Annotated in this window: 13 protein-coding genes; 5 read left to right on the forward strand and 8 right to left on the reverse strand. The window is 64.0% G+C overall.

Annotated elements, in window-relative coordinates; genetic code table 11:
* Positions 1 to 827, reverse strand: an 827-nt coding sequence (locus AC1DSN_RS10915; protein ID WP_477330672.1) for an alkene reductase, incomplete at its 3' end; no start/stop codon positions are given.
* A gap of 151 nt (positions 828 to 978) precedes the next feature.
* Complete coding sequence (locus AC1DSN_RS10920) at positions 979 to 2,571, reverse strand: Na+/H+ antiporter (RefSeq protein WP_477330674.1); 1,593 nt, start codon at positions 2,569 to 2,571, stop codon at positions 979 to 981.
* 69 nt (positions 2,572 to 2,640) lie between these two features.
* Here AC1DSN_RS10920 and AC1DSN_RS10925 point away from each other — a divergent pair, with 69 nt between their 5' ends.
* On the forward strand, positions 2,641 to 3,579 hold the full coding sequence (locus tag AC1DSN_RS10925; RefSeq protein WP_477296219.1) for a LysR family transcriptional regulator: 939 nt from the start codon (positions 2,641 to 2,643) through the stop codon (positions 3,577 to 3,579).
* A 4-nt stretch (positions 3,580 to 3,583) separates the two neighbouring features.
* Here AC1DSN_RS10925 and AC1DSN_RS10930 read toward each other — a convergent pair whose 3' ends face one another.
* From AC1DSN_RS10930 to AC1DSN_RS10940, 3 genes are all read right to left on the reverse strand, one after another.
* Positions 3,584 to 4,246, reverse strand: a complete 663-nt coding sequence (locus AC1DSN_RS10930) for a DsbA family oxidoreductase (protein WP_477330676.1) — start codon at positions 4,244 to 4,246, stop codon at positions 3,584 to 3,586.
* An 80-nt stretch (positions 4,247 to 4,326) separates the two neighbouring features.
* Positions 4,327 to 5,037 (reverse strand): SDR family NAD(P)-dependent oxidoreductase, encoded by a 711-nt coding sequence (locus tag AC1DSN_RS10935; protein WP_477296221.1) that lies wholly within the window; start codon positions 5,035 to 5,037, stop codon positions 4,327 to 4,329.
* Between the two features lie 132 nt (positions 5,038 to 5,169).
* The gene (locus AC1DSN_RS10940; RefSeq protein ID WP_477330678.1) at positions 5,170 to 6,108 is read right to left on the reverse strand and encodes an enoyl-CoA hydratase/isomerase family protein; all 939 of its coding nucleotides are present in this window, start codon (positions 6,106 to 6,108) and stop codon (positions 5,170 to 5,172) included.
* 184 nt (positions 6,109 to 6,292) lie between these two features.
* On the opposite strand from AC1DSN_RS10940, the gene AC1DSN_RS10945 reads away from it, so the two are divergent.
* On the forward strand, positions 6,293 to 6,781 hold the full coding sequence (locus AC1DSN_RS10945) for a nuclear transport factor 2 family protein (RefSeq protein WP_213948233.1): 489 nt from the start codon (positions 6,293 to 6,295) through the stop codon (positions 6,779 to 6,781).
* Positions 6,782 to 6,828: 47 nt separating this feature from the next.
* Positions 6,829 to 7,293: a heme-degrading domain-containing protein gene (locus AC1DSN_RS10950; protein WP_213948234.1), complete on the forward strand. Its 465-nt coding sequence runs from the start codon at positions 6,829 to 6,831 to the stop codon at positions 7,291 to 7,293.
* Here the strand turns inward: AC1DSN_RS10950 and AC1DSN_RS10955 are convergent.
* The 3 genes from AC1DSN_RS10955 to AC1DSN_RS10965 all read right to left on the reverse strand — a co-directional run bounded on the left by AC1DSN_RS10955 (position 7,259) and on the right by AC1DSN_RS10965 (position 10,164).
* Positions 7,259 to 8,887, reverse strand: coding sequence for a GMC oxidoreductase (locus AC1DSN_RS10955; protein WP_477330680.1), 1,629 nt, complete (start codon positions 8,885 to 8,887; stop codon positions 7,259 to 7,261). The genes AC1DSN_RS10950 and AC1DSN_RS10955 overlap by 35 nt on opposite strands.
* Positions 8,887 to 9,276, reverse strand: coding sequence for a VOC family protein (locus tag AC1DSN_RS10960; protein ID WP_477298318.1), 390 nt, complete (start codon positions 9,274 to 9,276; stop codon positions 8,887 to 8,889). Before AC1DSN_RS10960 ends, AC1DSN_RS10955 begins: the two co-directional genes overlap by 1 nt.
* Before the next feature lie 135 nt (positions 9,277 to 9,411).
* A complete protein-coding gene (locus AC1DSN_RS10965; protein ID WP_477330682.1) occupies positions 9,412 to 10,164 on the reverse strand; it encodes a VOC family protein in 753 nt (250 codons plus the stop codon).
* Positions 10,165 to 10,270: 106 nt separating this feature from the next.
* Here AC1DSN_RS10965 and AC1DSN_RS10970 point away from each other — a divergent pair, with 106 nt between their 5' ends.
* Positions 10,271 to 10,462, forward strand: a complete 192-nt coding sequence (locus AC1DSN_RS10970) for a hypothetical protein (RefSeq protein WP_157503969.1) — start codon at positions 10,271 to 10,273, stop codon at positions 10,460 to 10,462.
* A gap of 124 nt (positions 10,463 to 10,586) precedes the next feature.
* A complete protein-coding gene (locus tag AC1DSN_RS10975) occupies positions 10,587 to 12,578 on the forward strand; it encodes a CocE/NonD family hydrolase (RefSeq protein ID WP_477298414.1) in 1,992 nt (663 codons plus the stop codon).
* Positions 12,579 to 12,580: the final 2 nt, after the last annotated feature.

Consider the following 12,580-nt stretch of genomic DNA (forward strand, 5'->3'; position numbering starts at 1 on the left):
TCTTCCGCATTGCCGAGCACGCGCGGCTCGATAAKGTGCAGATAGGCCAGGTTGAGCTTGTCGAGCTCGGCGGCGACGTACGTGAACAGCGCTTCCGGGTTCGAATCCTTCATGGCGCCGAAGCTGCCACTCGGCCCCAGGCGCACCGCGACGCGGTCACTGCCCCAGACCGAGATAGCGGCCTTCGTGATGTCGAGCAGGAAGCGGGCGCGCTTTTCGATGCTGCCACCGTAGCTGTCCGTGCGCTTGTTCGAACCGTCCTGCAGGAACTGGTCGATCAGGTAGCCGTTCGCGCCGTGAATCTCGACACCGTCGAAGCCAGCCTCTTTGCCACGGACAGCGGCGAGGCGGAACTGCTCCACCATATCGACCACCTCGGCTTCGCTCAGCGCACGATGCGGCGAGCTCGGTACCCAGCCATTGGCGGTATAGGCGACGCCTTCATAGGCTACTTCGGACGGAGCGACGGGCGCACCGCCATCCGGCTGCATGTCGGAGTGCGACTGGCGGCCCGCGTGGAACAGCTGAAGGAAGATCAAGCCACCCTTGGCGTGCACGGCGTCGGTGACGCGCTTCCATCCCGGGATCTGCTCGTCGGCATAGATGCCAGGCGAGCCGAGGTAGCCGCCGCCGTTCGGCGCGACCACGGTCGCCTCCGACACGATATAGCCGCCCCAGGAAGCACGCTGGCGGTAGTACTCGACCATCAGGTCGCCCGGGTTGTCGCCCGGCTGCTCGGAGCGCATGCGGGTCAGGGGCGCCATGACCACGCGGTGGTCGAGTCGGATAGCGCCAAGGGAGATCGGTTCAAGGAGTTTGCGGGTCATGGAAGTCGGCCGGTAGTGGGAAGGAGAGACCGCGGAAACATCCGCGCTTCGCCATCAGTTGGGCCCTCCCTTCGCCAGGCAGTAGCCCGGCGGGATTCCAGACAGTGCGGCCGTGGATTCCGCAATGACCACTACCGCGTAAGCGACGCGATCAGGGGCTCTGCCGGTCGTTCTCGGCAGAGATCTCCTGCATGTCGAGGTCGCGTTCGAAGTAGTGCAGGAGTTCGTCGTGGATCTGCCCCGAGCGGTGTAACCGGAGCAGTTCCACGCGGCCCGCCGCGAGCGCGGCGAGGATCACGTCGTAGTGAGCTTCGCGTCCGCCGGTGAAATCCTGCGGGGCAACGGCATAGCGTTCGGCCACCGTCACGCGATACGTGTACTGCTCGAGCAGACGAGGATGGACAAGGTGCCCTTCGCTGTCGTACGCATGCGCCTTGACCGCCTCCAGTTGCGCGAGGTCGATCAGCCTGTTTGCCTGACCCTCATTGAGGTGCACGGTGTCGACATGCACGGCGCTATCGAGTTTCAGCCAGCGAATAACCGGGGCGATCGTGCCGCCCTGCACCACCACCGTCACCAGGATGACCGCGAAGGCGGCGGCGAGCGTCAGGTCGCGCCCGGGCATCTGTTCGGGCAAGGACAGCGCGATAGCCAGTGTCACCACGCCACGCATGCCGGCCCAGYTGAGCAGGAACGAGGCCGACGGTGATGCCGGGGCAACCTTCTTGCCGACGAGACGCGCCAGCGGCCGGCGCAGGTAATCGGTGGCGTAAACCCATAAGAAGCGAGAAAGAATCACGGCGGCGAGGACGGCCAGGATCGGTGCGCCGAGAGCGTCCAGCGCGCTGCCGATGCCGCCGAGGCGCTCGACCACGCCGCGCAGCGAAAAGCCGATGAGAATGAACACCAGGGCTTCAAGCAGGAAGATCATCACGGCCCAGAACGCCGTGGCGCGCATGCGTACGTTGGCCGAAAAGATGTCGTGCTGGTACCAGCCCAGCAGGATGCCGGTCGTCACCACCGACAGCACGCCGGAAACATGCAGGCTTTCACCACCGATATACGCCGCCCAGGGCGACAGGCACGCGGCGGTGATCGCCAGGTAGACATGCGTGATGCGACGGACGACCTGGACCGCGATAAAGCCCACCACGGCACCGACGACCACGCCGCCCGCCGCCAGGCCCACGAAACTGAGCGCGGCCTGTTGTGCACTGAAGGCGCCGGTCAGCGCAGCGGCGACGGCGAACCGAAACAGCACGAGCCCCGTCGCATCGTTGAGCAGGCTCTCACCCTCGAGCAGGACCATGAGCCGCCGCGGCAGGCGCACTTTGCCGAGCACGGCTTTCGCGGCCACGGCGTCCGGCGGCGACACGACGGCACCCAGTGCGAAACAGGCCGCCCAGGGCAGTGAAGGCACGACCCAGTGCACGGTGGCACCCACGGCAAGCGTCGTGAAAACGACGGCACCGATGGCAAGCCAGAGGATGCCACCCAGGTACTTACGGAAGTCCGACCAGACCGTGTAATACGCCCCGTCCTGAAGCAGCGGCGGCAGGAAGACGATCAACACCAACTCCGGGTCGAAGGTCACTGGCGGGATACCGGGAAGGAACGCGATACCGATCCCACCCGCCAGGAGCGCTGCCGCCGAAGGCAGCCGAAAACGCCGTGCGATCAGCTCGAGCGCAAGGATCGCGACCAGAAGCAAAAGCACGAACTTGAACGTTTCTGTCGACGACATGATGACCCCTGCGAAAGCGGGACAGCCCGCAGCATCCCAAGCATAGACGAGGAGGACTATCCTTTGCGGATGGACCGTATCGAAGCTATGAAGGTGTTCGTTGCAGCGCTGGACGAGGGCAGCCTTGCGGGTGCCGGCCGGCGACTTTCGCGATCGCCGGCGGCGGTGAGCCGGGCCATCGCCTTCCTCGAACATCACGTCGGTGCCGAGCTGCTTCATCGCACCACCCGGTCGATCCGGCTAAGTGAAGCCGGCGAACGCTATGCCGCCGCCTGCCGTCGCGTCCTGGCCGAACTGGATGAGGCCGACCTCAGCGTGGCGGGCGAGCGGGCGTCGCCGCGTGGCACGCTTACCATCACCGCGCCGCCGGTCAGCGGCGAGGACATCCTCCGCCCCGTGGTGGACGCCTATCTCGAAGCCTATCCGGACGTATCGATCGACTTCAGGCTGCTCGATCGCCACGCCAATCTCGTCGACGAAGGCATCGACATCGCCATGCGCGTGGGCGAGCTGCAGGATTCATCGATGGTCGCCACCCGGGTCGGCGGCGACGTGAAACGCGTGGTCGTGGCGTCGCCGACCTACCTCGATGCTCACCCCCCCATCCATGAGCCTGGCGATCTTCTCCAGCAGCGCATCATCACCACCACGCACTTCGGCCACGACACCTGGGTGTTTCCGCCCGCACCGGGCAGCTCCGTCCCTCGCTCGATCCGCTTCAAGCCACGGCTCGTCGTGAACAGCGTGCGCGCCGCCATGGCCTCGGCTGTGGCGAACCATGGGGTAACGCGCCTGTACACCTATCACGTGGCCGACCGCGTCCAGGATGGCTCCCTCCGCCTGGTGCTGCGTCACGCCGAGTCGGCCGGATTACCCGTGCACCTCATCACGCCTAACGGGCGTCTGGCCGTCCCGAAGGTCCGCAGCTTCGTCGACTTCGCGGTACCGCTGTTACGCACGGAGTTCGCACGCCTGATGGCCGAGGCGGAGGCCCTGGGCGGCCGTTGAGGCCTCAGCGCTGCGCGGCGGCAACGTCCGTCAGCAGGCGTACGTAGCCCTGCGGGTCCTGCGAGCCTGAAAAGAACGGCTTGTCGTCCATGAAGTAGTTGGGCACGCTGGTCACCCCCGCCCGCTGTACGGCCGCCTCGCGTTGACGTACTTCGGCATGCAGGGGCGTCGAGCGTGCCACTGCCTGCGGCGCCATRCCGGCACCGGTCGCGAGCGTCTCGAGCACACCGTGGTCGCTAAGGTCCTGGCCCTCGGTGAAGTACGCGGTGAACATCGCATCGGCAAGGCGTGTCTGCAGGGACGAACCGCCCTCCTTCCAGGCGAGTCGGAGCAACGAGTGCGCGGCCAGGGTATGCGAGGTGCGCGTCTGCTTGTCGTAGTTGAAGACAGCGCCAAGCGGACGGCCGGCCGCGACCGCGCGCGCGTCCATGGCCAGTGCATTCTCCCAGCTTCCGAAACGGGCGCTGCGGAAGGCACGCCGATCCATGCCGTCCGGCGGCAGGGTCGGATTGAGTTCGAACGGGATCCATTCCAGCTCGACGTCGATGCCCTGCCCGGCAAGTGTCGCGATGGCCTTGTCCAGGCTGCGCTTGCCAATGAAGCACCAGGGGCAGATCACATCGGCGACGACCTGGAGTTTGAGTACGGTGGTGTCTTGCGCTTGCATGGGGGGTTCCCGATAGTCTCGTTGCGAGCAGGGCCGCGCGCTCGCGTTGCTCCGCGGACGCGCGGCCCCGTGGTGAGCGATCAGCGACCGGCGTTCTGGCCACCGTCGACGTAAAGCACTTCACCCGTGGCGAAGCTGGCACCTTCCAGGTACAGCACCGCATCGGTGATGTCGCTGATCTCGCCGATGCGCTTCATCGGATTGAAGGCAGCGAGGGTCGCGAACGTTTCCGGCGAATGGATCGGGGTCTTGATGAAACCAGGGGACACCGCGTTGATGCGGATGCCTTTCTCGCCGTATTCCACGGCCAGTTCTTTGGTCACCGAGGTGAGGCCACCCTTGGTCAAATTGGCGAGCGCCGTCGGGACGCCCGCGATAGCCTGGTTCACGAACGTCGTGGTGATGCTGACGACGTGACCGCTACCCTGCTTTTCCATCTGCGCAATGGCACGCTGGGTGATGTGGAAGAAACCGGCCAGGTTGGTCGAGATCATCGCGGCGAAGTCGTCCGTCGTGTACTCGGTGAACGGCTTGGCGATGAAGATGCCCGCATTGTTCACCAGGGTGTCGATGCGACCGAACTTCGCCATCGCTTCACGCACGACGCGCTCGGCCGTGGCGGCCTCACCGATGTCGCCGGCGACAGCAAGCACGTCCGGGTCACTACCCTGGACGATGGAACGCGACGTCGCGACGACGCGGAAGCCCTTGGCGCGATAGGCCTTGACGAGGCCTTCGCCGATACCCTGCGAACCGCCGGTGATGATGGCGACTTTCTGTTCGTTGCTCATGTCGATCTCCTCATGGGTACGGCTCACCGTTGAGCCGATGGAACCCAAGTTGGGGATCAAGAGGAACGTGCTGAATGGCCGGCCGCAGGCAGTGACTGTTCCGCTGCGCGCAATAATGCCTGTCTACGTTCGTTACTTGCCCGGATCGGTCGCTCCGAGCTCGCCGGTGTAGTGGGCCAGCCTTGTCTCCACGTCCGGCGTCTTCTGCAGGCCCTCCTTCATCAACTGGCCGATCTTCGCCTGCGCCTGCGGACGCTGTACCGAGGTGATGAAGGCTGCCCAGCCCGCACCGATCTCGTTGTCGGGCGGCAGCGAAGGGCCGTTGACCAGTTGCTTGATATCGGCGATAGCCTGCTTGTCGAATCCGGCGATGCGGCGCGCCAACGCGTCCACGAAGCCATCCAGCTCGGCATCGGGTAGCGAACGGTTGACGTAGCCATAACGCTCGGCAATATCGCCGTTGATGTCGTCACCGGTGAGCAGGACTTCCAGCGCACGGCCACGCCCCATCAGACGCGGTAAGCGCGCCATCGGGCCACCACCGGGTACCAGCGCGGCGCCGACTTCCCATTGCGACAGGATCGCCTTTTCGCGGCTGGCAAAGCGCATATCGCTGGCCAGTGACAGCTCACTTCCCACACCCGTGGCACGCCCGCGAATCGAAACGATCGACACCACGGGCGCCTTGCTCAGGCGGACGAGCATGTCCGGTAGCGGGGGCAACCCGGTCGGCCCGGGGGGAAGACCGGTGGTCTTCTCCAGCGCTGGCACGAAGTCGTAATGGGTGAGGAAGAATCCCGGCACATCGCTGTCGAACACCACCACACGAAGATCAGGATCCTTCTCGATCGCGGTGATCACTTCATTGAGCTGCGGAATCGTTTCCGGCCCGAAGATGTTGAACGGTGGATTGTGCAAGGTCACCCGCCAGTACGCGGGCGAGATCTGCCGGACCTTGATCTCCTGTTTGACCGGAGCGGCGCCGTGGTCGGCTGCGGCACCTTCCGCGGCGAAAGCAGAGCCCGTGACGGCCGCCAGCAGCATCGCCCCGGCCATGAGACATGTTTTCATGAGGTCACCTCGGTTTGCGTTTTCGTGTCACGCAACAGTAAGTCCGCCGTGACCTGCAGATATAACTTGCAGCGGGTCGAACTTTATTGTCGCTTCGCGTCATGGCACTGGCCAATCGACAGATAGGAAACGATCAAGTCGGTGCGTATAACCGGAGAGGATTGCCAACACTGGAGGACGATCGATGCGCTTACTCGCCGTTGTACCCATTGCGCTATTGGTTTTCGTCGCCCTTCCCGTTCATGCCGCATGGCACGCCGCGAATCCGGCAGTTGCGGAAGCCGTGAAGAACCCACGGATCGCCGCTGTGCTCGATGCGACCACACGCATGGACAAAGCGATCCTGGCTCATGACGTCTCTGCTTTCGGTAACACCTTCACCGACGACGCTGTCGTCAATAATCCTTTCAACATGATTGCGAGAAAAGCCGACGCTGTTAACAACCTGCGAACGCGGATGATCGATTACACGTCCCTGGACCGATCGATCGAGTACGCCGCAACCAGGGGTGCCCATGACGTGATCCTGATGGGCGAGGAAACGCTGACGCCCGTCGGCAAAGCGCGCTTTGCCGGCAAGACCGTTCATCGACGGACCACCGAAATCTGGACTGACGAAAGTGGCCAATGGAAACTGGCGATCCGCCAGGCGACCATTTATTCCGCAGAATGACGCATGCGTTCTAGAATCCCAGCACTTCCATGGGAGATTCCAGACGCATGACTGACCCGACCTTAGACGAACTCGCCCGCGAAGAAGCCGCGCTGCAGTTCGACGGCTTCAGCCTGGACACCGCCTGGACCATCGGAAACGCGTTGCGCGAAGGCGCGCTCGCGCGCTCGGGCGCCGTGGCTATCGAGATCGCCCTGCGCGACCGCCCGCTGTTCTATACGACAACACCGGGCGCCGACACGTCCAACGGCAACTGGATCCGCCGCAAGCGCAACACCGTGCTCGCGCTCGGTACGAGCACCCTTGTCGTCGGCATGAAGCTGGCGAAGGCTGGCCAGACCCTCGAAGAACGCTACGGACTTGCCCCGGCGGAGCATGCCTCCGATGGCGGCGGCTTCCCGCTACGGCTGCGCGCCTTGGGTGTCATTGGCGCGATCACCGTATCCGGCATGCCCTCGCTGGAGGATCACCGCCTGGTTACGGACGTACTTCGYGCGTTCCTGCCGCGCTGATCGGCGCCAACTCGGGCACGTGACTCATTACGTGCTCGGCGATGGCCGCGATGGTGAGGCTCGGATTGACGCCGAGGTTGGCTGAGAGCACGGACCCGTCGCACACATAGAGGTTGCGGTAGCCATGGATGCGGCCGCGGCTGTCGCACACCCCCGTACCCGCACCCCGGCCCATCACGGCACCGCCCAGGCAATGGGCCGTCATCGGGATATCGAGGAAGATTTCTGACAGTGAGGTCATCGCTACCCCGCCGGTTGCCTGCGCCGCCTTCATGGCAAAGGCGTTCGCGGAGGGAATGAAGGTCGGGATTTTCGGTCCCTCGGTCACCAGACGACGGGCAAACGGCCAGAACCAACGGCGTCCGAGTCGCATGGTGAGCTGGCCGTCGAGCGTCTGCATGCACAGCAGGATCATCGACTCGCGAGCCCAGTTCTTCGTACGCACCAGCCGGAACAAGGCGCGCGGTCGCGTCAGAAGCATGGACAGAACCGTTAACAACCAGCTTGTCCGACGGTGGCGCCCCTTTGCCATGACGGTCGTCAGCAGGCCCATCACGTCCGAGCCCGCCGGGTAGCGCGTGGCCTCGATATGCGTATGCGCGTCGATGTAGATACCCGACCCGATGGCGACGCCGCGAGAGAGATCGTCCGTGGAACCAGGAAAGCGAATGCCGATGAGCGACTCGGCATTGGTGCGTACGCCATGCCCGAGTGCCGGCGATATCGCCGGTAGCGCCCCATTCTCGCGTAGCCGGAACAGCAGGTCCTGCGTACCGAGCGAGGAGGCGGCGAAGACCACCCCTTTACAGCGCAGGCGGGCCGAGACCCCGCCCTTGCGCGTCGCGACGACGTAGCCACCGGAACCATCCGATGCGTCGCCGATCGGGCGCACGTCGACCACTCGCGTCTGCTCGATCACAGTCGCGCCGCGTTTCTCGGCAAGGTAGAGATAATTCAGGTCCAGCGTGTTCTTGGCGCCGTACCGGCAGCCGACCATGCATCCGCCGCAACCGGTGCAGGCATGGCGATCGGGACCTTCGCCGCCGAAGTACGGATCCGCATAGGTCTTACCCGGTGCGTCACCCTCCTCGCCAAAGAAGACGCCAACGTCCGTCGCATAGAAGCTATCCCCGACGCCAACGGACTGTGCCATATCGCGCAGCCGGAAATCCGCCGCTGCGAGTCGTTCGTTGGTCGTCACACCCAGCATCCGCCGCGCGGTCGCGTAGTGCGCCGGCATAATGCGTTCCCAATCTTCCAGACCCGCCCATGAACCCTCGCGCCAGACACGCGGCGGCGGTTCAAGCAGGGTCTGTGCGTAGGTAATGGAACCGCCGCCGACCGCGTTGCCGTGGAGCACGATCACGTGGCGGAAGAAGCGCATCCCGAAGAAGCCGTGCATGCCTAGCGACGGAGCCCACAACCATCGCGACAATCGCCAGTTGGTCGTCGGCAGGGTCTCGGGCGTCCACCGCCTGCCCTGCTCGATCACCGCGACGCGGTACCCCTTTTCAGCCAGTCGTAACGCCGACACGCTCCCGCCGAAGCCGGAGCCGATGACGATGAAGTCGACATCGCGGTCGGCGCTATGCATCAGGGATGGACCGGTGAGCAGATTTCCACGAGGCAGCCATTGAGGTCACGGACATAGCCTACCTGCTGGCCCCATGGTTTGGCTTCCACCGACTTCACAGCGAGCGCTCCCGCGCCGAGGGCTTGCTCATAGGCATCCTCCGGCGAATCCGTGACCAGGCATATCTCGATCCCGGCAGGCAGGTCTCGCAGACTGTTCGGACGGATAGCGAGACCGTTCATCTGCGCCATGGTCTCGCCAGCGAAGCTGAGCGCCGTCTCTCCCGTCTCCATCTCGGCATACAGGCCACTCTCGTGGACGAAGCGTCGCCGCAGGCCGAACGCCGATTCATAAAAAGCGACGGTCGCGGTGACATCGGGAACGTAGATGAGGGTGTAGCCGAGGCGCATGAAGTCTCTCCCAGTGATGGGCCAGAGCGTAGCCTGCGCCCCGAAGAATGTGACAGATGTCGACGAAGCGCACGCTCCGGCACGTCGACGGCGACCACGACGTCATCCAGGCTGATCCCGGCCACTTCGCGACAGTCACCAGGCAGGCGTGGATGCGCCGCGGCGCCCTTTTGACGGCGCCGAAGTGGCTACCACCGAGATTAAAYGCCACCCCTCCTCGTCGACCAGGACAGCGTCCGGCAGAACGCCCTCCATGGTGATCTCAATCCCGCGCGCGCCTGGAAGGCGTCGCTGCTCCGGAAACCACGGGCGGTCCCGGTCGACGACGATGAGCAGCCCCTCGTGATCGCCCATGGGAGCGAAACCTTCGGAGAGATCGCCGAATGGCGTAAGCCCCGTGCGCACCACAAGCTGACGAACCAGCGCCGGAACATCGTCGGTCGGCAGTCCGACTTCACTCACGCAGGCGATCTCGCTGCTTCGAAAGTCGCCGCTCACGTTGCCCTCCCGGGCGAGTGGCCGACGTGCGATGAGCTCGAGCACGGCATCGTGCGGACCGGCGAAGTACACCGACTCCGAATCCCAGACGCCACCGACATGGAATCGCTCCTCGCCAAGGGGATCACGCAGCAGCAAGGCGCGCTTGCGTAACCAGGTACAGGCCGCGTCGAACCGGTCGTACGGAATATTGAAAGCGAGGTGCACGGCGCCCGGATCGGTCGAGGTGGGCCCGATGTCGATGTCGGTCCAGCCGACGTGCACCGTCGCGCCGGTCGTCGGGAGTTGGAGGACATCGCGGTAAAACGCGAGGCAGGCGTCCACGTCGGTGGACGGCAGGGTCAGTCGGGGGATGCGCATCGGATGTGCTGCGTCGGTGGGGAAAGCCATTGGACAACCTCAACCAAAGTTGAGGTCAAGCAAGAACGTACACGACTTGCGTACACACCTCGGGCGTAGCCTTGGGGTCATGACACATCGTGACGATCTTCAAAGCATGCTCGACCGCCTCGCCACCGAGGTGCAGGCCGGTTTGCACGAGAATCCCGACCCGGATGCGTTCTGGCCGACCTTCGCGACGCAGTCGAGCCTCGTTCTCGAAGCCGCCGGACCCGAACATTTCGACTGGGTAAGCTCGGAGGTGTCGTCGATTTTGATGAAGCATGGGATTTCGGTGCCGGAGGCGTAATCGCCAGCACCCATCGCCGATGGATCGGCTCCCACAACGGCCTGTCCATGCCAGAAGTCACGGATTTACCTGCTTAGGACAATTTGCCAGACTCGGGTGATCGTCCCGACACTAAGGCTTCAGCATGCGACCGTCGCGCCCTGCCCTCTCTCACGTCAGGACCGCGTTGTCGGTCGGCGTCGCCTCCTTCTGTCTCGCCCTGCTTGCCGAGCCCGTCGCGGCCCAGGCCGTCCAGACGCCTGAACAGAAAGCACTCATCGCCAAACGCATCGATCTCGAAAAACAACTCGAGGATATCGCCGTCGTCGATCGCAAGGTGATGGTGAAAATGCGTGATGGCAAGCGCATGGCCGCGGACATCTATCGACCCAAGAATTCCAGCGGCAAGGTACCGACGATCTTTGTTCGTACCCCGTACAACTTCAATTTCTGGGACGTGAAGAATGGCGCCCCGCGCGACATGACCCACGAACTCGAGGCCGTGAAGCGTGGCTACGCCCTGGTCGAAATGAACGAGCGCGGCCACTACTTCTCCGAAGGCAACTACGACATCCTCGGTGCACCCCTGAGCGACGGCGTGGATGCCGTGCGCTGGATGTCCACGCAGCCCTGGTCCAACGGCAAGGTCGGCACGACCGGTTGTTCATCGACCGCCGAATGGCAGATGGCCGTGGTCGCGCAGAACGAGCCGGCGCTCGCCACGTTCAACGTGCAGGGCTTCGGCGCCGGTGTCGGCAAGGTCGGTCCGTATTACGAACAGGGCAACTGGTACCGCGGCGGTGCCGTGCAGATGCTGTTCCAGGCCTGGATCTACGGCGAGCAGAACCAGGTTCGCCCCATGTTCCCGGCCAATACGTCGCAGGCTGACCTGATCCGCGCCTCCAAGGCCTTCGACCTGGATCCGCAGATGCCCCCGGTCGACTGGGACCAGGCGTTCTGGCACCTGCCGGAGAACGAGATCCTCAAGGCCGTCGATGGCCCCAAGGGCATTTTCGCCGACGCCATGGACGTGCCGACGGGCGGCAACATGATCGCGCGCACGCCGAACAGCCCCGCCTGGCGCAAGGGCGGTTTGTGGCATGACGATATGAAGATCAACAAGCCGGGCCTGTGGTTCATGAGCTGGTTCGACGTGTCCGTCTCACCGAATCTGGCCGCCTTCAATCAGGTGCGCGCCACGGCGCCCAAGAATGTCGCCGACGAACAGTACGCCATCATCGCGCCGGTCCTGCACTGCGCCTATACGCGTGCCACCGAACACACCATGATCGGCGATCTCGATGTCGGCGATGCCCGCTTCGACTACGAAGGCCTGGTGTTCGGCTGGTTCGACAAGTTCCTCAAAGGCGTGGACAGCCCCGTCGTCGATAAGCAACCCAAGGTCATGTACTACGTGATGGGCGAGAACAAGTGGCGCAACTCGCAAACCTGGCCGCCGGCCGGTGCCGTCACGCGCGACCTGTTTTTCACCAGCGGCGGCAAGGCCAACACGCTGTATGGCGACGGCAAGCTCGTCGACACCGCGGGCGGCACCGACCAGCCCGATAGCTTCGTCTACGATCCGGCCAATCCGGTCACCACGCTGGGCGGTGGCGGGTGCTGCCAGGGCAATGCGGTGAAGTTCGGTTCGTTCGACCAGAACCCGCAGCTGGCTCGTAACGATATCCTGGTCTACGACTCCGAACCCTTCAAGGAAGGCACCGAAGTCAGCGGACCCATCACGGTCACGCTGTACGTCTCCTCCGATGCGAAGGACACGGACTTCACGTTCAAGGTCATGGATGTCCGTCCGGACGGCAAGGCATTCAACATCACCGAGAACATCCAGCGCATGCGTTACCGCGAGGGCTACGACAAACCGCCGGTGTGGATGAAGGATGGTGAAGTCTACAAGGTCACCTTCCAGCCGATCGATACGAGCATGTTCTTCTATCCGGGGCACAAGCTGCGCGTGGCGATCTCCAGCAGCAACTTCCCGCGCTTCGATCGCAACCTCAATACCGGGGGTAACAACTATGACGAGGCCAAGGGTGTGATCGCGCATAACGCGGTTCACCACGACGCGGCGCATCCGTCGAAGATCACGTACACCATCGTTCCGCGTACGACGCCTTGACC

It is taken from the genome of Luteibacter sp. P4_D7_3 (assembly GCF_056401735.1).

Excerpts from the sequence above, each read along its gene's own strand:
- AC1DSN_RS10940 (WP_477330678.1), bottom strand. The coding sequence starts at position 6,108 with ATGAAAACATGTCTCATGGCCGGGGCGATGCTGCTGGCGGCCGTCACG.
- AC1DSN_RS10925 (WP_477296219.1), top strand. The coding sequence starts at position 2,641 with ATGGACCGTATCGAAGCTATGAAGGTGTTCGTTGCAGCGCTGGACGAG.
- AC1DSN_RS10970 (WP_157503969.1), top strand. The coding sequence starts at position 10,271 with ATGCTCGACCGCCTCGCCACCGAGGTGCAGGCCGGTTTGCACGAGAAT.
- AC1DSN_RS10945 (WP_213948233.1), top strand. The coding sequence starts at position 6,293 with ATGCGCTTACTCGCCGTTGTACCCATTGCGCTATTGGTTTTCGTCGCC.
- AC1DSN_RS10935 (WP_477296221.1), bottom strand. The coding sequence starts at position 5,037 with ATGAGCAACGAACAGAAAGTCGCCATCATCACCGGCGGTTCGCAGGGT.
- AC1DSN_RS10960 (WP_477298318.1), bottom strand. The coding sequence starts at position 9,276 with ATGCGCCTCGGCTACACCCTCATCTACGTTCCCGATGTCACCGCGACC.
- AC1DSN_RS10975 (WP_477298414.1), top strand. The coding sequence starts at position 10,587 with ATGCGACCGTCGCGCCCTGCCCTCTCTCACGTCAGGACCGCGTTGTCG.